Origin of the sequence: Actinopolymorpha singaporensis, assembly GCF_900104745.1 — a bacterium.
GTDB lineage: Bacteria > Actinomycetota > Actinomycetes > Propionibacteriales > Actinopolymorphaceae > Actinopolymorpha > Actinopolymorpha singaporensis.
In genome coordinates, this window is the sequence record NZ_LT629732.1 from 4,845,766 (window position 1) to 4,863,822 (window position 18,057).

The 18,057-nt window shown below is 70.3% G+C and carries 17 protein-coding genes; 6 read left to right on the forward strand and 11 right to left on the reverse strand.

Translation table 11 applies throughout. The features are described 5' to 3' along the window. Positions 1-72 precede the first annotated feature (72 nt). Positions 73-1,434: an APC family permease gene (locus tag BLU27_RS21810; RefSeq protein ID WP_092655546.1), complete on the reverse strand. Its 1,362-nt coding sequence runs from the start codon at positions 1,432-1,434 to the stop codon at positions 73-75. Positions 1,435-1,551: 117 nt separating this feature from the next. Further along, on the reverse strand, positions 1,552-3,630 hold the full coding sequence (locus tag BLU27_RS21815) for a DNA gyrase/topoisomerase IV subunit B (protein ID WP_092655547.1): 2,079 nt from the start codon (positions 3,628-3,630) through the stop codon (positions 1,552-1,554). Positions 3,631-4,087: 457 nt separating this feature from the next. On the opposite strand from BLU27_RS21815, the gene BLU27_RS21820 reads away from it, so the two are divergent. Further along, positions 4,088-4,294 (forward strand): DUF7455 domain-containing protein, encoded by a 207-nt coding sequence (locus BLU27_RS21820; RefSeq protein ID WP_092655548.1) that lies wholly within the window; start codon positions 4,088-4,090, stop codon positions 4,292-4,294. Between the two features lie 99 nt (positions 4,295-4,393). After that, positions 4,394-4,960: a glucoamylase family protein gene (locus BLU27_RS30940; protein ID WP_092655549.1), complete on the forward strand. Its 567-nt coding sequence runs from the start codon at positions 4,394-4,396 to the stop codon at positions 4,958-4,960. 34 nt (positions 4,961-4,994) lie between these two features. Here BLU27_RS30940 and BLU27_RS21830 read toward each other — a convergent pair whose 3' ends face one another. From BLU27_RS21830 to BLU27_RS21840, 3 genes are all read right to left on the reverse strand, one after another. Beyond that, a complete protein-coding gene (locus BLU27_RS21830) occupies positions 4,995-6,113 on the reverse strand; it encodes an RNA polymerase sigma factor (RefSeq protein WP_241827563.1) in 1,119 nt (372 codons plus the stop codon). 218 nt (positions 6,114-6,331) lie between these two features. Beyond that, on the reverse strand, positions 6,332-7,945 hold the full coding sequence (locus tag BLU27_RS21835) for an RNA polymerase sigma factor (RefSeq protein ID WP_092655550.1): 1,614 nt from the start codon (positions 7,943-7,945) through the stop codon (positions 6,332-6,334). Positions 7,946-8,300: 355 nt separating this feature from the next. Beyond that, positions 8,301-8,699, reverse strand: a complete 399-nt coding sequence (locus tag BLU27_RS21840) for a universal stress protein (protein ID WP_092655551.1) — start codon at positions 8,697-8,699, stop codon at positions 8,301-8,303. A 191-nt stretch (positions 8,700-8,890) separates the two neighbouring features. On the opposite strand from BLU27_RS21840, the gene BLU27_RS21845 reads away from it, so the two are divergent. Then, a complete protein-coding gene (locus BLU27_RS21845; protein ID WP_092655552.1) occupies positions 8,891-9,463 on the forward strand; it encodes a hypothetical protein in 573 nt (190 codons plus the stop codon). 169 nt (positions 9,464-9,632) lie between these two features. On the opposite strand, the gene BLU27_RS21850 is transcribed toward BLU27_RS21845, so the two are convergent. The 3 genes from BLU27_RS21850 to BLU27_RS21860 form a co-directional block, all read right to left on the reverse strand. Then, positions 9,633-9,977 carry a WhiB family transcriptional regulator gene (locus BLU27_RS21850; RefSeq protein WP_092655553.1) on the reverse strand — a complete coding sequence of 115 codons (345 nt, stop codon included), beginning with the start codon at positions 9,975-9,977 and terminating at the stop codon, positions 9,633-9,635. A 450-nt stretch (positions 9,978-10,427) separates the two neighbouring features. Next, positions 10,428-11,813, reverse strand: coding sequence for a glutamate-cysteine ligase family protein (locus tag BLU27_RS21855; RefSeq protein WP_241827564.1), 1,386 nt, complete (start codon positions 11,811-11,813; stop codon positions 10,428-10,430). Positions 11,814-12,045: 232 nt separating this feature from the next. After that, positions 12,046-13,020 carry a DUF4192 domain-containing protein gene (locus BLU27_RS21860; protein ID WP_092655555.1) on the reverse strand — a complete coding sequence of 325 codons (975 nt, stop codon included), beginning with the start codon at positions 13,018-13,020 and terminating at the stop codon, positions 12,046-12,048. 149 nt (positions 13,021-13,169) lie between these two features. Here BLU27_RS21860 and BLU27_RS21865 point away from each other — a divergent pair, with 149 nt between their 5' ends. Then, on the forward strand, positions 13,170-14,660 hold the full coding sequence (locus tag BLU27_RS21865; RefSeq protein WP_092655556.1) for a DNA polymerase IV: 1,491 nt from the start codon (positions 13,170-13,172) through the stop codon (positions 14,658-14,660). Here the strand turns inward: BLU27_RS21865 and BLU27_RS29635 are convergent. The 3 genes from BLU27_RS29635 to BLU27_RS21880 form a co-directional block, all read right to left on the reverse strand. Next, a complete protein-coding gene (locus tag BLU27_RS29635; protein ID WP_172804834.1) occupies positions 14,620-15,507 on the reverse strand; it encodes a hypothetical protein in 888 nt (295 codons plus the stop codon). The genes BLU27_RS21865 and BLU27_RS29635 overlap by 41 nt on opposite strands. A 38-nt stretch (positions 15,508-15,545) precedes the next feature. Beyond that, entirely contained in the window at positions 15,546-16,079 is a 534-nt protein-coding gene (locus BLU27_RS21875) for a DUF6318 family protein (protein ID WP_157728747.1), read from the reverse strand. A gap of 258 nt (positions 16,080-16,337) precedes the next feature. Then, on the reverse strand, positions 16,338-16,916 hold the full coding sequence (locus tag BLU27_RS21880; protein WP_092655559.1) for a hypothetical protein: 579 nt from the start codon (positions 16,914-16,916) through the stop codon (positions 16,338-16,340). Between the two features lie 211 nt (positions 16,917-17,127). Here BLU27_RS21880 and BLU27_RS21885 point away from each other — a divergent pair, with 211 nt between their 5' ends. After that, positions 17,128-17,679 carry a hypothetical protein gene (locus BLU27_RS21885; RefSeq protein ID WP_157728748.1) on the forward strand — a complete coding sequence of 184 codons (552 nt, stop codon included), beginning with the start codon at positions 17,128-17,130 and terminating at the stop codon, positions 17,677-17,679. Between the two features lie 37 nt (positions 17,680-17,716). After that, on the forward strand, positions 17,717-18,004 hold the full coding sequence (locus tag BLU27_RS21890; RefSeq protein WP_092655561.1) for an acylphosphatase: 288 nt from the start codon (positions 17,717-17,719) through the stop codon (positions 18,002-18,004). Positions 18,005-18,057: the final 53 nt, after the last annotated feature.

Below are 18,057 nucleotides of genomic sequence, written 5' to 3' on the forward strand. Positions count from 1 at the left end.
GATCCCGTGCAGGCGAACCGATCCCGTTCAGGCGGGTTCGGTCCCCTCGCCCGAGTAAGTCCTGGCCGGCGGTCAGGACCGGGCCGAGGCGCTGCCCCACCTTCGCCCGGCCCAGGTGGCCAGCCACAGGACCAGGCCGATCGCGAGCAGCACGCCCGCGATGGCGTACTCCTGTGGGTCGCGCCCGCTCCACGGCGTGGCCAGGTAGGCGCAGGAGACGATCCCGAGCACCGGGAACACCGTCGGCGCACGGTAGTGGCGATGCTCCACCTGGTCCCGGCGCAGGACCAGCACGGCGGCGTTGACCAGCGTGAAGACGCACAGCAGGAGCAGTGCGGTGGTGCCGCCGAGCTGGCTGACCCCACCCCACGCCGCCAGGCCGACGGCGAGCACCGAGGTGAACACGATGGCCGCCCACGGCGTGCGCCGAGTGCGGTGTACGACGCCGAGCACCCGCGGAACGATCCGCTCCCGGGACATGCCGTAGACGAGACGGGACGCCATCAGCATGTTGATGAGCGCGGAGTTCGTCACCGCGAACAACGCGACGAAGGAGAACACCGCGAGCGGCAGCCATTCCGCACCTACCCGGACCACCTCCAGCAACGGGCCGTCGGAGGCGCTCAGGGCGTCCAGCGGCACCAGGCTGGTCGCGATGAACGCCACCAGCATGTAGATGACGCCGGTGATGGAGATGCCGAGGAACAACGCCCGCGGGAACACCCGCTGCGGGTTGTGGGTCTCCTCCGCCATGTTTACCGAGTCCTCGAAACCCACCAGGGCGAAGAACGCCAGTGCCGCACCGCTCACCACCAGGCCGAACGGGTTGCCGTCGGAGCTGAACTCGAACGACCTGCCCGGGTCGCCGACTCCCCGGAGAACCGCGATCGCACCGATCACGATGATGAAGAGCAGGCCGGACACCTCGACGCAGGTCAGTACGACGTTGAGGCGTACCGACTCAGACACTCCCCGGAAGTTGACCAGCGCCAGGACGACCAGGAACGCCACCACGACCAGCAGCGTCGGCACCTCGACGAACTCGGTGAGGTAGTCGCCACCGAACGTGCGGGCGGCGGCGCCGGCCGAGGTCAGCCCCGAGCACATCACCGCGAACGCCACCATGAACGTCAGGAAATGGATGCCGAACGCGCGCTGGGTGTACAAGGCCGCCCCGGCTGCCTTGGGGTACTTCCCGACGAGTTCGACGTAGGACGTCGCGGTGAACATCGCCACCACGAACGACAGGCCGAACGACATCCAGGCGGCGCCCCCGACCTCGCCCGCGACCTTGCCGGTCAGGGCGTAGATGCCGGTGCCGAGGATGTCGCCGACGACGAAGAACAACAGCAGCTTGGGGCCGATGGCCCGGCGGAGTTCGGGCTCGGCGTCGGTGTCGGAGGTGACGCTGGCAGAGCTGGCGGAGTCCGGCACGGTGGTCCCCTCTTCTTGTCGGATGACCACCGTGCCCGATCGGTCGCGCGCCGTAAAGCCCTCCGTCGCCTGACCGGGCGCAGAGGCCAGTCGGCCCGGTGGGATCAGGCGTCGGGATCAGGCGTCGATGCGAGCGTCGTCCAGTTCGTAGGCGTTCGCCACCAGGAACTCCCGGCGGGGCGCCACGTCGTTGCCCATCAGCAGGTCGAACACCCGGTCGGCCTCCTCGGCCCCGGCCATCGTGAGCCGGCGCAGAGTGCGGTGCCTGGGGTCCATCGTCGTCTCGGCGAGTTGGTCGGCGTCCATCTCCCCGAGGCCCTTGTAGCGCTGGGGCGGGTTCTTCCAGCGGACGCCCTTCTTCTCCAGCTGCACGCAGGTGCGTTGGTACTCCGCGTCGGAGTAGGTGTAGAGGTACTTGCTCTGCCCCTTCTTGGGGTTGGTGAGCTCGAACCGGTGCAGCGGCGGGACGGCGGTGTAGACCCGGCCGGCCTCGACCAGCGGCCGCATGTAGCGCCAGAACAACGTGGCCAGCAGGCAGCGGATGTGCGCGCCGTCGGAGTCGGCGTCGGCCATGAAGATGATCTTGCCGTACCTCGCGGCGTCCAGGTCGAACGTGCGCCCGGAGCCCGCGCCGACCACCTGGATGATGGCCGCACACTCGGCGTTCTTCAGCATGTCCGAGACGGACGCCTTCTGGACGTTCAGGATCTTTCCGCGGATCGGCAGCAGCGCCTGGAACTCCGCGTTGCGGGCGAGCTTCGCGGTGCCGAGCGCGGAGTCGCCCTCGACGATGAACAGCTCGGTGTTGTCCGCCGAGGAGGAACGGCAGTCGGCGAGCTTGGCCGGCAGCGCCGACGACTCCAGGGCGTTCTTCCGGCGCTGGGCGTCGCGGTGCTGGCGAGCCGCGAGCCGGGCCCGGGCGGCGGAGGCGACCTTGTCCAGCACTGCCCGCGCCTGCTGCTTCTCGCCCCGCTTGGACGAGGTGAGGAACGCCTTCAGCTCCTTGCGGACGACCTCGGACACGATCCTGGCCGCCGCCGGGGTGCCGAGCACCTCCTTGGTCTGGCCCTCGAACTGGGGCTCGGCCAGCCGGACGGTCACGACCGCGGTGAGCCCCTCCAGGATGTCGTCCTTGGTGACGTCGGGCTCGCTCGCCCGGAGGACGCGGGTGGTCTTGAGAGCGTCGTTGAACGTCTTGCCGAGGGCCCGCTCGAAGCCCTGCACGTGCGTGCCGCCCTTGGGCGTGGAGATGACGTTGACGAACGACCGGATCTCGGTTTCGTACCCGGTGCCCCACCGCACCGCGATGTCCACGGCGAGGTCCCGCTCGACATCGCGCGGGGTCAGGTGACCCTGGTCGTCGAGGACCGGAACCGTCTCGGTGAAGTGACCGCCGCCCTGCAGGCGGAGCACGTCCGTCACGCCCTCGTCGGTGGCCAGGTACTCGCAGTACTCCGCGATTCCGCCGTCGTGCCGGAAGCTCTCCTCCCGGACCTCGGCCTCGCGCTCGTCCCGGACCACGACCTCCAGGCCGGGCACCAGGAAGGACGTCTGCCGGGCCCGGGTGACGAGCTCGTCGAAGACGAACGTGGCGTCCTTGGTGAAGATCTGCCGGTCGGGCCAGAAGCGCACCCGCGTCCCGGTCGTACCCCGCTTGACCCGGCCGATCTTGGCAAGGCCCGACCCCTTGGAGAAGGACGCCCGCGGCCCGTCCCCCGCGAACGTGCCCGGCACGCCGCGGCGGAAGCTCATCCCCCACTTCGCGGGCGAGCGGTCGACCTCGACGTCGAGCCGGGCGGAGAGTGCGTTGATCACCGACGCACCGACACCGTGCAGGCCGCCGGAGGCGGTGTAGGAGATGCCGCCGAACTTGCCACCGGCGTGCAGCCGGGTGAACACGACCTCGACGCCGGACAGCTTGGTCCTGGGCTCGATGTCGACCGGGATGCCGCGCCCGTCGTCGCGTACCTCGGCCGACCCGTCGGCGTGCAGGATGACGTCGATGCGGGTGCAGGCACCGGCAAGCGCCTCGTCGACGGCATTGTCGATCGGCTCCCAGAGACAGTGCATCAGACCACGGGTGTCGGTCGACCCGATGTACATCCCCGGCCGCTTGCGCACCGCCTCGAGGCCCTCGAGAACCGTGAGGTGCTGGGCGGTGTAGCCGGAGTGATCCAGATCCGCGGGCCGAGTCAACCGACGACTCCTCTACGTGTCGATACAGGTGCTTTCAGTTGCACGCGGCCGCCGTGGCTGCAAACGACCACCGATGCGAATGTCAGGCTACCCACGGCCTCCGACAGTGGGCCCACTCACACGCCGCCGCCCTCCGGACGTGATCTTCGGCTGCCCGGATCCTCCGGTTCTCGGGAGAAAGTCCTTTCCGAGCCGCGCGGCTCTTTCGCAGGCGCCGCTGTGACGTTGACCACACCACCGAGGGGCGAAACGGCCCGATCGCGCTGCCAAAGGTCCCGTACCTCGCAGGACCGGGCCGGGCACATACGCCGATCCAGCAGTACGTTGGCCACATGGCACGTGTCCTGGCTGCTGAGGCCGTCCGACTCTGCGGGGCAAATCTCCGGGAGCGGGAACACGATGCACCTGGTTTGATGTTGCTGGAGTGGAGTCCCCGACGGATCGGAGTGAAGATCACGTGACTGCTGCAGTTGCCACACCGCTCTCGGCCGCGGACCGTTGCGACCGCTGTGGCGCCCAGGCCTACGTCCGGGTGTCCCTCGCGTCCGGCGGTGAGCTGCTGTTCTGCGGACACCACGGACGCGAGCACTCGGAGAAGCTCCGGGAGGTCGCGTCCGACATCCACGACGAGACCAACCGGCTCGCGGCGGACAACCCCAACTAGGAAACAGCGCCGTGTGCGGCGAGGAGGCCGCACACCTCCAACAGACGTGAACGTGCCGGTCACCACCATGGTGACCGGCCGTTTCACGTCCGAGGGCGGTTGCCGGGATCGCCTCCCGTCCGGGACCGGTCGCCCCCGGGCTCGCGCGGCCTCTTCTCCGTCCCTGGGTCCCCGGTCATACTCGGCGTCGATCAGCGCGGAACGTTCCGGTGGTCGGGCCGCCCGCGCGGCTCGGAGAGGACGCCGCCATGGCCCGCTGGAAGCGCACCGCCGTCCCGCTCCTCCTGGCCCTGTCGGTCGCGGGCGCCACCCCCGCCCGCTCAGCCGGCCAAGCCCTTCGCGGACGGCGTGGTGACGCCGCACGCGTCCTTCCTCGCCCTGCCGTACGCGCAGCATGCGGCGGTGGACAACCTGGTCCGGCTGGAGCGCGACTTCGACTCGTACGGGCCCGGCGGCTTCTACGACGCCGTGGCCGTACGCAGCGGCACTGTCGCGCGGAGGTACCTCGCCCTGGACCAGGCAATGGTGCTCGGCCCGATCGGCAACGCGCTGAGCCACGACGACATCCGGGGGTACTTCTCCCGCGGGCAGGTCGAGCGTGCGATCCGGCCGTTGCTGGCACGGGAACGCTTCAGCGCCGGACGCTCCGCCGGCACCGACAGGTGAGGCAGGGTGACCCCGTGGACGTGGGGTCATCCCCTTACGTGAGGTCGAGGTAGTCGCGCAGCACCTGTGAGCGCGACGGGTGCCGCAGCTTGGACATCGTCTTGGACTCGATCTGGCGGATCCGCTCCCGGGTCACGCCGTAGACCTTGCCGATCTCGTCCAGCGTCTTCGGCTGGCCGTCGCCCAGGCCGAATCGCAGGGACACCACGCCCGCCTCGCGTTCGGACAGGGTCTCGAGGACTGAGTAGACCTGCTCCTGCAAAAGCCGGAACGCCACCGCGTCGGCCGGCACCACGGCCTCGGAGTCCTCGATCAGGTCACCGAACTCCGACCCTCCGTCGTCACCCAGCGGGGTGTGCAGAGAGATCGGCTCCCGGCCGTACTTCTGGACCTCGACGACCTTCTCCGGGGTCATGTCGAGTTCCTTGGCCAGCTCCTCCGGAGTCGCCGCCCGGCCGAGGTCCTGCAACATCTGCCGCTGAACCCGGGCGAGCTTGTTGATCACCTCGACCATGTGCACCGGGATGCGGATGGTACGGGCCTGGTCGGCCATCGCACGCGTGATCGCCTGCCGGATCCACCACGTGGCGTACGTGGAGAACTTGTAGCCCTTGGAGTAGTCGAACTTCTCCACCGCCCGGATCAACCCGAGGTTGCCCTCCTGGATCAGGTCCAGGAACCCCATGCCGCGGCCGGTGTAGCGCTTGGCCAGCGACACCACGAGGCGGAGGTTGGCCTCCAGCAGGTGGTTCTTCGCCTGGCGGCCGTCCTCGGCCAGCCATTCGTACTCCGCACCCAGGTCCTCGGGAGGAGCCCCGGCCTCACCGCCGAGCTTCTCCTCGGCGAACAGGCCGGCCTCGATCCGCTTCGCCAGCTCGACCTCCTGCTCGGCGTTCAGCAGGGAAACCCGGCCGATCAGCTTGAGGTAGTCCTTCACCGGGTCGGCCGTGGCACCGGCGACCAGCACCTGCTGCTCGGGCTCGTCGGCGTCGTCACCCTCGGCGAGGACGAACCCCTCCTCCGGTGGCGGCTGCCCGGTGTCGCTGTTGGTCCCGGTGGCCGCCTCGGAGCCGGCCTCGGCGCTGCTGTCCGGGCTGCTCTCGGGGCCGGCCTCGGTGCTGTTCTTGACCTCGGTCCTGCTCTGCGCGACCACGTTCCTCCTTCGGTCGAGCCGGCGCCCGCTGGGCCCTCGGCGATGGACTGACGCGGATACGACGGTGGCCAGTTAGCCGAACGCCCCGTACTCCACGCGGAAGTACGGGGCGAAAGAGCGTCCAAGATCACAGAGTCTACCGGCTTCGGAATCGAAACGCACAACGCAGGCGACCCGGGCCGTCGCCGACCTGGGTCCCCACAAGCGTCGTCAAGCCGTCAGTCGAGGTAGTCGCGGAGCACCTGCGAACGTGACGGGTGCCGCAGCTTGGACATCGTCTTGGACTCGATCTGGCGGATCCGCTCGCGGGTCACGCCGTAGACCTTGCCGATCTCGTCCAGCGTCTTCGGCTGGCCGTCGGTGAGCCCGAACCGCATAGAGACCACGCCTGCTTCGCGTTCGCTGAGCGTGTCCAGAACGGCGTGCAACTGCTCCTGCAGGAGTGTGAACGAGACCGCGTCGGCCGGAACGATCGCCTCGGAGTCCTCGATCAGGTCACCGAACTCGGAGTCGCCGTCCTCGCCGAGCGGGGTGTGCAGGGAGATCGGCTCCCGGCCGTACTTCTGGACCTCGACGACCTTCTCGGGGGTCATGTCGAGTTCCTTGGCCAGCTCTTCGGGGGTGGGCTCGCGGCCGAGGTCCTGCAGCATCTGCCGCTGAACCCGGGCGAGCTTGTTGATCACCTCGACCATGTGCACCGGGATGCGGATGGTGCGGGCCTGGTCGGCCATCGCGCGGGTGATCGCCTGCCGGATCCACCACGTGGCGTACGTGGAGAACTTGTAGCCCTTGGTGTAGTCGAACTTCTCCACTGCCCGGATGAGGCCGAGGTTGCCCTCCTGGATCAGGTCGAGGAAGAGCATGCCGCGGCCGGTGTAGCGCTTGGCCAGCGACACCACGAGGCGGAGGTTGGCCTCCAGCAGGTGGTTCTTGGCCTTGTGGCCGTCCTCGGCGATCCACTCGAACTCGGTCACCAGCTCCGCGGGCGGCGCTCCGGTCTCACCACTGAGCTTCTCCTCGGCGAACAGGCCGGCCTCGATCCGCTTCGCCAGCTCGACCTCCTGCTCGGCGTTCAGCAGGGGGACCTTGCCGATCTGCTTGAGGTAGTCCTTCACCGGGTCGGCCGTGGCACCGGCGACCAGCACCTGCTGCTCGGGCTCGTCGGCGTCGTCACCCTCGGAGAGGACGAACCCCTCCTCCTCCAGCTCGGCGTTGAACTCGACCTCGAGGTCGGCCTCGGCCTCGCTCCCGGCGGACTCGCCATCGGCACCTGTCTTGCCGGACGCGGCCTTCTTGCCCTTGGCCCCGGCGGCCTTCTTCGCCGTCCTGGCGCCGGCGCGCTTCGCCGCGGGCTTGGCCGCCACCGCGGTGGCCTCGGCCTCGACGGGAACCTCGGCGGGGAGTTCGGCCTCGGTGGGCTCGGCCACCGCGGCGGGCTGCTCGGCGGGCTGGGACACGTCGCCCACAGGGGCCACCTTGGGGGCGGCCGGAGGCGTTGCGGGTGCTTCCTTGACCTTGCGAGTCTTGTGGGCCGGAGCGGCCGGCTTGGCAGGAGCCGCGGCGCTCTGGGTGACAGCGGCGGCCCGGCGCGAGGCGGCTGCCGCCACCCGCTTGCGGGTCGTCTGAGTTGTGGAGTCGACCGACACGGTCACACCTTCCTCACCGAGGTACCGCAGCAGGTGAGCCCATTGGGTCTTGTCGATCCCGACTTCCTCACAAGCGCCGCGCACCTCCTCGGCGGTGACGTGCCCACGCTCGCGACCTTGGTCGACGAGCCGCTGGACTTCCGGGCTGTCAAGAAGCTGGGCATTCCGGGACGTGCGGGACGACACGACCTTCCTCTCGTCGTACTAGTGGTGAGAGTGACCGGGACACCGGGCAAGTGCGCAAGAGAGCATTCTGACATGCCCTCGGCCAGATGCACGCACGGCACCTGGTAGGGATTGTCAGGATGACTTCGCGGCACGAGTGCGCCTCACGCGGTCGGGCCCGGATGCTCGATGTTCCAGCATACGTCGGCCTCCAAATGACACATTTCCCCCGCACTCCCGGGGCCGTGGATGCTCCCAGACTGTATGCCCGCACGTCGGCGCGGGAAATCCGCCCCGCGCCGACTCGGCTGGTGAGATGTCCGACAACCGGGTCCGGGCGGCCGGGACCGACCAGCGGGATCGGCCCACGCACGCCTCACACGTCGGGGTCGGCCTTGACTGCCAGCACCGGGCACGAGGCATCCAGAAGAATTCGCTGCGCATTGCTGCCCAGAATCAACTTTCCCACCGGCGAACGCCTGCGGAGACCGATCACGATGAAGTCGGCGGCCACCTCGTCGGCGACCGCGATCAGGTCGTCGGCCGGCTCGGCGCCCTGGCCCAGTTCGCGGTATTCGTAGCCCAGCCCGTGCGCGTCCAACTCGGCCCGGACACCCGCCACGGCCTCGTCGGCCTCCGCAGTGCCCTGGGCGCGGGCTCCCTGGGCGTTGACGACGACAAGTCTGGCCTGGCGAAGTTTGGCCTCGGTGGCGGCACGGCGGAGGGCGGCACGGCCCTCCGGCTTGTCGACGTATCCGACGACGATCGCCGACATCGGCGCACCTCCGAGGACCGGGTGGGACGGATCTGGCTCAGGACTTGATCACGCTGGTTCGGGCTGGAACAGGCTGGATCAGGGCCGCGCGGCGGCTGGACCAGGGATCTGTCCTGGAGCCCGGACGCTACTACAGCCGCGTTGTGGATGACGCCAACCGGGGATCACGCCGTAGGGGCAAGGTTGCCACCATGACTCCCCCGTCGCCCGCAACGCCGTCTTCCGCGCCGGTCCCGGACAGTTCGCGGCCGGCTGGTCCGCACCCGGATCTGGCCCGGCTGGTCACCGCCTCGGTGTGGATCCTGCGCGGCCAGACGCGCAGGCGGGCGTTCGCGCCGACTGCCCGGATCGTGCTGCTGGATCCCGACGGGGCGCCGGTCGGCGATCCCTCCCCCAACCTGCTGGCGGCCACCGCCGGCGAACCCGACCATGCTCTGCGAGTCGACCTGGCCGTGGCCGGGCTGGACCGGCTGCTGACCGCCGGTGCGGGCGCGGCGGTGGCCCCCCACCTGCCGCGCCCGCACCGGCGAGCAGCCCTCGTGACCGTGCGGCCCGGACCGCTGGAAAGCCTCGATGGCGACCACGCCTGGTCGCGCGCCTGGCTGGTCGCCTGCGAGATCGTGGGGGCGCACCCGGATCCGGTCTACGTCGCGACCCGGATCGGGTGGTTCGACCTGTCCGGGCCATCCGCCCCGGTGGTGGTGCCGCGCCTGCGCGGTCCACGAGCACGGGACTTCGACGGCGGCCCGCGCCGACGAGGCTGAGGAGCGGAACGGCCCGATGGAGCTGATCGGGCCGATGAACTGGTTGGGGCTGATGGACCGGTGGGGATCGACGGCTGCTGACCGGAACTGACCGGAACTGACGGGAACGCGGCTGGTGGTTCGCCAGCCTGGTGTCCCGACTCCGCCGAGGAGCTCTCGAAGATCTGGGCTAGGACGACTGTTCGACGGCCGTGAGCCTCCTTCGGCTCGGCGTCTGGGCGCCCGAGCGCCGGGCGGCGGAACGCGACGACTCGGTGGTGCCGCCCCAGACGCCATAGGGTTCAGGGCGCTTCAGGGCGTGCTTCTGGCATGGTGTGCGCACGGGACACCGGTCACAGATCGCCACGGCGCGGGCTTCGCGGGCCAGTCGTTCGTGCTGGGACTCCCCTTCGGGTCCGTAGAAGAGTTCGGCCGGCTCGTCACAGCACGCCGCCTGTTCGTGCCACTCCAGGAACGGCTCGACGACGATGAGGCGGCGGCCGCCTGGACGGGTGGATCGCTGTCTGATGGGCATGGGTCACCTCCTTCTCCGAGTTGTGACGTCTCACAACTCTCGACGGTTGCCTGCCCTGGCGATCTCCTCGGTTTCTGTGCACAGCACAAAGTCGACGCATCTACGCGATGGAGGCTCGCCGCCTGGAACATCGGCCCGCCGGCAACCGCGAATCACCGCCCGACCAGCGCCGGGGACGAACCGGTGACGGTTACGGAGCCAGGGGCGGGGTGGGGCGGGGCGGGGGTTGGCCGTCAAGCGCTCGAACACCGCCGAGCTCGGTCGGGTGGTGTCGATGGTCCCCGTGTGATGACCTCAGCGGCCCGGGACGCCGGATCGGCGGCCCGGATCGCGATTCACCCGACCCAGTACGTCAGACGCACCTCATCGGCGCTGGTCAGGCGTACGGGCTGATCAGACGTACGGGCTGGTCGGACGTGTGGTGTGCCTCTCGGAGTCCGATGATGCCGGTCAGTCGAGCGGCCAGGTGTGCACGGGCGCGTTGGTGCGCATGTGCTCGACGTACCGGATGGTCATCGCCCGCAGGGCATCCAGCCGGGAGAGTCCGCTGCCGTCGTAGAGCCGGTGGAACACCGCAGCCTGCCACTCCGCGCCGTTTCGGCCCGTACGGCAACGCTGCTCGACGACGCCGAGCAGCCGGTCGCGATCCGCGGGATCGACTCCCCAGCGGTCCAGGCCTTCGTACGCCAGCGGCAACAGGGTGTCCAGGGTGAGTTCGGCCGCCCCGACCTCGCCGAGGCCAGGCCAGTGCAGCCGGGCACCGATGCCGTCGCGCGCACCGCGCAGGAAGTTGTCCTCGGCCGCTTCGAAGGAAAGCCGGGTCCACACCGGCTGTTCGTCCGCCGCCAGTCGCCGGACGAGGCCGAAGTAGAACGCGGCGTTCGCCATCGTGTCGATGACGGTCGGGCCGGCCGGAAGGATGCGGTTCTCGATCCGCAGGTGCGGGCGGCCGTCGGCGACGTCGTAGACCGGGCGGTTCCAGCGGTAGATGGTTCCGCTGTGCAGGGAGAGTTCGGCGAGTCGCGGGGTGCCGCCCTGGTCCAGGACCTCCAGCGGATCCTCGTCGTCGAGGTCGGGCAGCAGCGGCGAGAAGTAGCGCTGGTTCTCCTCGAAGAGGTCGGTCACCGACTCCAGCCAGCGTTGGCCGAACCACACCCGCGGCCGGACGCCCTGCTCGGTCAGCTCGACGCTGCGGGTGTCGATCGACTGCTCGAACAGCTTGATCCGGGTCTCGCGCCACAGCTCCTTCTGGAACAGGAACGGCGAGTTGGCGCACACGGCCACCTGTGGGCCCGCGATGGCCTGGGCGGCGTTCCAGTAGACCGGGAAGGCGCCCTCGCTGACCTCCACGTGAAGCTGGGTGCTCGTGCAGGCCGACTCCGGCACCACCGAGTCGGAGGTCAGATCTAGCTTCTCGACGCCTTCGAGGCTGATGTGGATGTTCTCTCCACGCTCGGCGATGATCTGCTCGTTGAGGAGCCTGTAGCGGACCTTCGGCGACAGCGTCTCCGCGCCCATGTGGTCCGGGGTCACGGTCGGCAGGATCCCGACCATCACCACCTCCGGACCGACAGCCCTGGCCTTGGCGCCGGCCGTCTCCAGTCGGGCCACCAGGTCGTCCTCGAACTCCCGCAGCGCGCTGCCGCGAAGGCGGCGCGGCTCGACGTTGATCTCCACGTTGTACTGGGCGAGTTCGGTCTGGAACGACTCGTCATCGATCGCGGCCAGCACCTCGGTGTTGGTGAGAGAGGGATCACCACGCTCGTCGACGAGGTTGAACTCGATCTCGAACCCCGTGAACGGCCGGCGTACCTCGAATCTGCCTTCTTCGGACATTCGGACGAATGCACGCAGACATCTCCGCAGCTTGTCGCGGAACAACGCCCGGTCCTCAGGGCTGAAAGAGCGGGGCTTGATGTCCTGGCCCATCGATTTCCTCTCCCAAGGGGGGCCGGCCTCGCCGGAGCCTCGTACCGAAACTTATCTGCCGTGGGGCCCGGCCGCGCACTCAGGAGCGCGAACCGCGGCTCGGATGTGGGCAGGGCAGCGGGATCGCTGCTCGGAGCACTCATGACCCGACCACGGGAGGCTCCCACGCCTCGGGCGGGATGCCGCACCGCAGGACCTGCTCGATCAACCGCGCCATGGAGTAGTCGGGGTCACCGGCGTGCACCCGCTCGAGGGCACAGCGGGCCAGTGCTCCCTGTCCCTGGAGCCAGGCGGCGAACGCCAGCAGCGCCGCGGGTGCGACGTCGTGGGGTGGGACCGTGCGCCGGACGACATCGGACCAGAACTCGACATGGCGGCCCGCGGACTCCCTGGTGATCCGGGACCAGAATGCGTCCCGTACGGCGACATCGCTCACCCCGACGGCGACCCGCGCCACCTCCTCGTCGCTGAGCCGATCGCCTCTCCCGGTCCGGGCGAACAGCCCGGCCGCCACGCCGGCTCCCACCGAACCGCCCGGACCGGCGGAAAGCACCCGGGCGACGGCCTGCTCGGCAGCCTCCCGCGCGGCGCCCGTCGGCGGCGCGACCGTACGACGGAACTCCTCCTGCCCGGCGAGCGCGACCTCTCCCCTGTAGATCGACCGTGCGGTCAGCGGATGGGAGGCGAGGTCGTAGAGCTTTCCCTCCGGTGGGCAGCACGCCGGGTCGGCGCAGACGTCGGACCACCATCGGCGCCCGTCGGCGACGATGGCGTCCAGAACCGTCACGTCCACGTCGGAGAACGCAGCGACCGCCGCCCGCAGCGCCGGGGTGGCGCGCGCTCTCGTGGTCGTGTAGGCGACCAGCAGGCAGTACCGGACCTCGCGGGCGAAGACCAGGCAGGCCAGGCGGTCACCGGCAGCTCGCAGCTCCTGCGGGGTCAGATCCGGCTCCGGGAGGTCGGCCCGGGCGGTGAGGGTCAGCTCCCGGTCCTCGTCGAAGGTCAGCGTGACCAGGCTCTCCTCCGGATGGAACCCCACGAGGAACGGGATCTTGGCGAGGACGTCCTCCGGCCCACGCAACGTGAGCCGGTCGGTACCGGTTGGTGTGCTCATGCCCTTGAGCGTGTCAGCGGCCCGATCATCTCGGCGCGCTCGCGACCGGCCCTGGGGACAGCCGCGCCGATCCGGCGGCTGTGGACGAGAACCCGGCAGCCGCCGACCGGGTTCGCCCGGCTGTCCGTGCGGATTGGCAGGATGGCGGAGTGCGCAGCGTGCCCAGCATCGTCCACCTCGACCTCGATGCGTTCTTCGCCGCGGTCGAGCAGCGGGACAAGCCCTCACTGCGCGGCAAGCCGGTCATCGTGGGCGGGGTGGGCACCCGCGGCGTGGTGGCCACCGCCTCCTACGAGGCGCGGGTGTTCGGCGTCCGATCGGCCATGCGGACCGCCGAGGCCCGTGCGCGCTGCCCACACGCGGCGTACCTCACCGGCCGGTTCGCCGCCTACCGCATCACCAGCCGGGCGGTGATGGCAGTACTGCGGGAGATCTCTCCGCTGGTCGAGCCGGTCTCCCTGGACGAGGCATACGTCGACCTGGCCGGTGATGCCGGTCGCGACCTGTCCGCGGCCGGGGTCGAGGAACTGGCCGCTGCGTTGAAGGAGCGGGTGCGGGAGGTCACCGGCGGGGTCACCGCCTCCGTGGGGGCGGGCACGTCCAAGCTCGTCGCCAAGATCGCCAGCGACCTGCGCAAACCCGACGGGCTGCTGGTCGTGGAGCCCGGTGCCGAGACCGACCTGCTCCATCCGATGCCGGTCGGTCGCATCCCCGGCGTCGGCCCGGCCACCGCCGAGCGGCTTCGCCGGATCGGCGTACACACGGTCGGCGAACTCGCCCGAGCCGGCGAGCCCGACCTGGTGGCGGCACTGGGCCAGGCGCACGGGCACGCGCTCGCACGGCTCGCCATGGCCGAGGACGACCGCGCCGTGGTTCCGCTGCGGGAGTCGAAGTCGATCAGCGCCGAGGACACCTTCGAACACGACATCGTCGACCCGGCCCTGCTGTCGGCCATCATCGACCGGCTCGGTACCCGGGTGTGCGAACGCCTGACCCGCGAACGCCTGTCCGGGCGCACCGTGACGGTGAAGATCCGGCTGTTCGACTTCACCACCTACACGCGGTCGGCGACGCTGGCCGGGCCGACCGACGACGTACGGGTCGTCAACCGGCTCGCCCGCCGGCTGCTGGCCGAGGTGGACACCTCCGCGGGAGTGCGCCTGCTCGGAGTCGGGGTGTCCGGCCTCGCCGACTGGGTGCAGGAGGATCTGTTCGGGTCGGCGGCCGACGTCGACCTCGCAGTCGGCCCACGCCCCAGGGCCGCGGCTGACGTCGACCTCGTCGAGGCGGTGGGCAGACCCCCGGCAGCGCGGAGGAACCCGACCGCCGACGTGCGGGCCGGGCCGGGGCATGGCGCCGAAGCCGGACCCAGGAGTGACCAGCGTGTTCCTGGCGAGCCGAACCCGCCCCGGTGGTCGCCGGGACAGGACGTCATGCACACCGAGTTCGGTCCCGGCTGGGTGTGGGGCGCGGGTCTGCGCCGGGTCACCGTGCGGTTCGAGACCGCCGCGACCGGGCCGGGGCCGGTGCGCACCTTCGCCACCGACGACCCCGACCTCGCCCCCTACACCCCGCTCACGTGGGACCCGGGCCTGCGGGTCAGTCCGAAGAAAGCACGTCCTGCTTCTCCAGCACCGTGACCGGCGCCGACCGGCCGCGGGTCACCGTGGCCGGACCGAAGTTCTGCCGGCCCTCGCCGGGTACCTCGAACCACCCCGTCCACTGAACGTCGACGTGCACCAGGTACTGGCCCGGCTTCTCGAACCGGTGGGTGACGTACTCGTCCTCCGGCACCGAGTCCGCGTACCGCTGCCCCGGCTTGTCGGTGTGGGTGACCGCGCTGCTGTCTCCCCACCGCCACACGAACCCGGTCGCGTCCGCGTGCACATGGATCGTGCGGCCGGAACCGTCCGGCACGGAGCGGTCAGCGTCGTAATGGATCGCCTGGTTGGCGTAGAAGATGGTCGGGAAGTTGAGCAGCGTGTGGCCGTTGCCCGGACTAACGCCGACATTGGCCCCGGGCAACCAGCCGTTGATCAGCCAGCGCTCCACCTGTTGCGGTGTCACCGGCGGAGGCGGCTGGTTGGGGTCGGTCGCGCCGGAGCAGCCGGTGCGCACCAGCTCCCAGGGGCCGTCCTTCTCCCACTGGACGTAGTAGCGCATCATGATGCCCTTTTCGCCGCGCGTCTTGCATGCCTGAGCGGCGTTCATGCACATCGCGTTCGGGTCGTTCGGCGGCGGGCCGTTGACCATGCACGCCGGCGTGGCGTAGGTGTCGTACGGCTGCTTCTGCGGCGGGCCTGGGTTGTCCGGCCCACCGGGACCGCCGGGCCCTCCCGGACCTCCCGGGCCACCAGGCGTCTCCCCGTCACAGTGGTAGTGGCCCTTGTCGTCGATGGTGCAGTTCGCGTAGGCGGTGCCAGTGAGCGCGGGTACCCCCAGCAGAACGATTCCCAGCGTCAGGACGAGGGTGCAGGCCGACCGCAACGCCGTTCCCCCGCGCCAGCCGCCCGCCAGCGGCCGTCTCAGTTGACGTCGAGATCCTTGACCGTCCAATGGCCCTTCCCCTTCGCGAGCGTGAAGTCGAACAACAACACGCGGCCCTGGTCCGGCTCGGGAGTGGCGCCGCGCTTGGAGACGATCTTGTGCGGGTTGACCTTGACGTAGGCCGACACCTTGACCGGGTCGGTGCCGGCGGGCTTCCCGAGCTCGGTGATGTGCCAGGTTGCGTCGCCGACGAAGTGGCCGCCGTTGGCGTGGAACGTCGTGAGCGACTTCGCGGTGTTCTGGCAGAAATCGCAGTCGGGGGCGCTCATCGCCCGCATTCCTGCGGCGTCGCCGGTGTTCATCAGCTGGTTGGCCGCGGCGATGTACTGACGGACGAAGGCGGCGGGCTCGGCGGCGGAGGTGGGAGAAGGCGACGCGCTCGGAGTTGGGGTCGCGGTGGGAGTCGTCGACTCCTTCGAGAGTTCGGATGGTTGCGGAGAGTCGCCACCACATCCCGTGAGGCCCGTCAGTCCGGCGGCAGCAACCACCAACCCCGCTATGACGTGTCGCACGACTACCCGCCCAACCGACTGCCCAGCAACAACCGGCAGACGCTCGCCCACCTGACTGGGCAGCACCTGCGCACGTAGAACAACCGGAAGGTACCACCTAAATCGGACAGGGTGGAAGGTGATCGGCGGGGAGGGCGCCGGGAGGATTCGAGGGGCAGGAGGACGCCCAGCGCACGAGACGAGTGACCACACTGGGTGAACGGGGCAGCTGGACGCGTGCTGCGAAGGGCGCGGAGCCTGCGAACGAACGCGCCGGCGTCAGCTCGCGAGTGGGTACACCGACAGCGAGTTGGCCGACATCTCGATCAGCGTCAGCCTCCCCGACCACTCACTGCACACCACCGCCGCGCCGTCGAGCACATGGTCGAAGCCGAAGCCGCCGAACCACCGCGCCCGGTCGTCGGGATTCCCGCTCGCCACCGCGTCGGCGCGCAGGAAGTGGTCGCGGAGGTACGCCAGCCAGGACGCCGCCTCCTCCGGCGGTGAGCCGTCACCGAACGCGGGCTCGAACACCGGGACCAGGGCGCGACCGCTGTCGGCGGGACGCCACGGGCACCACAGACCCGGCTGGCCCGGCGCCGGCTCGGCGTAATGCGTGAGGTCGAGCCCGGGATCCAGGCACTCGGCCAGCGGGTTGCCGGGAACGGCATACGGGCCGTCGGGGCGATGCCACCGGCGGGACTCGGTGAACGCGGCCAGATACTCGAACTCCTCCGTGCGCAGGGGCGGATCGACGAGCACCCGTCCGACGATTCGGAACGTCTCCGGGCCCTCCTCGCCCGTGCCGGCCCTGCCGACCGCGCCGACCACGCCGGCCCTGCCGCTGCCACGCTTCATCCGCCGTCGCTCCTCCGCACTGGGTCCGTGTGATCAGGACTGGACCGGGACCTGTCCAGGACTGGATCGGGCACCGGATCAGGACTCGTCAGGACTACGCCCTCGTCCGAGAGCATGCCGAAGATCGACACACGGTGCGACCGGTCATCCACAGGGCGCCACCTGTGGACAACAACAGCGCGCCACGACGTGAGCACGGCACGCTGTGCCGATGATCCCCATCACCGACCACGACCCGGCCGCCCCGGCGCCGGGCGCCGCTCGGGGCGCCACTCGCAGCACCGCGTCGGGCACCACCTCGGGCACCACCTCGGATGGTCCGGGCGCCCCGCCCACTCCCGGAGCCGCGCGCGACCCAGCCACCCTGCTGCGCCGGCTCGGCCGGCACGTCCCGTTCGGCACCGACCGTGTGCTGGTCGGCGTGGTCCGCCTCTCCCGCGGCTACGTCGAACGCGCCGGCTGGTGCGCCGCGACCACCGCGCCGGTGCCCGCCGCCGACCTGCACGCGGCCGTCATGGCCTGCCTGGCCCCGCTGGCTCCGCCACGGCCGGCCATCCCGCCCACCCACGCGGTGGCGATGGTGCGCTGTCGCCGCGGCCGGGTGGTCTGGCTGCCCACGGACGACGCGTGGGTGTCCGCACTGGTCGCGGAGGCCGGGCGACGCCGCCTCCCGGTCGTCGAGACGTTCCTGCTCACCGAGCACGGCTGGCGCTGCCGGACGGGCACGGCGGCGGGTTCCGTACCGGCCCTGGACCGGCCCTGACCGTCCGAACGTCAGGCCGGCACGGCAAGCTGGGTCCATGTCCGCTCCGGTCCCCTCCACCCGCGTCCGGGTCGTCGTCCACGGCGCCGTCCAGGGCGTCTTCTTCCGCGACACCTGCCGGCGCACCGCCGGCGAACACGGCGTCGCCGGGTGGGTACGCAACTGCCCCGATGGTTCGGTGGAGGCCGCCTTCGAGGGCGGTCCCGACCAGGTGCGCGCCCTGGTCGCGTGGTGCCGGTCCGGTCCGCCCGCGGCCCGAGTGGACAAGGTAGAGGAGTTTCCCGAACCACCCGAAGGCCTCATCGGCTTCGAAATCCGCCGGTGACCTCGGCGGAGGTGTCGTGAGCGCACTCAGCGTCTGTTCAGGTGCGCGGGGCA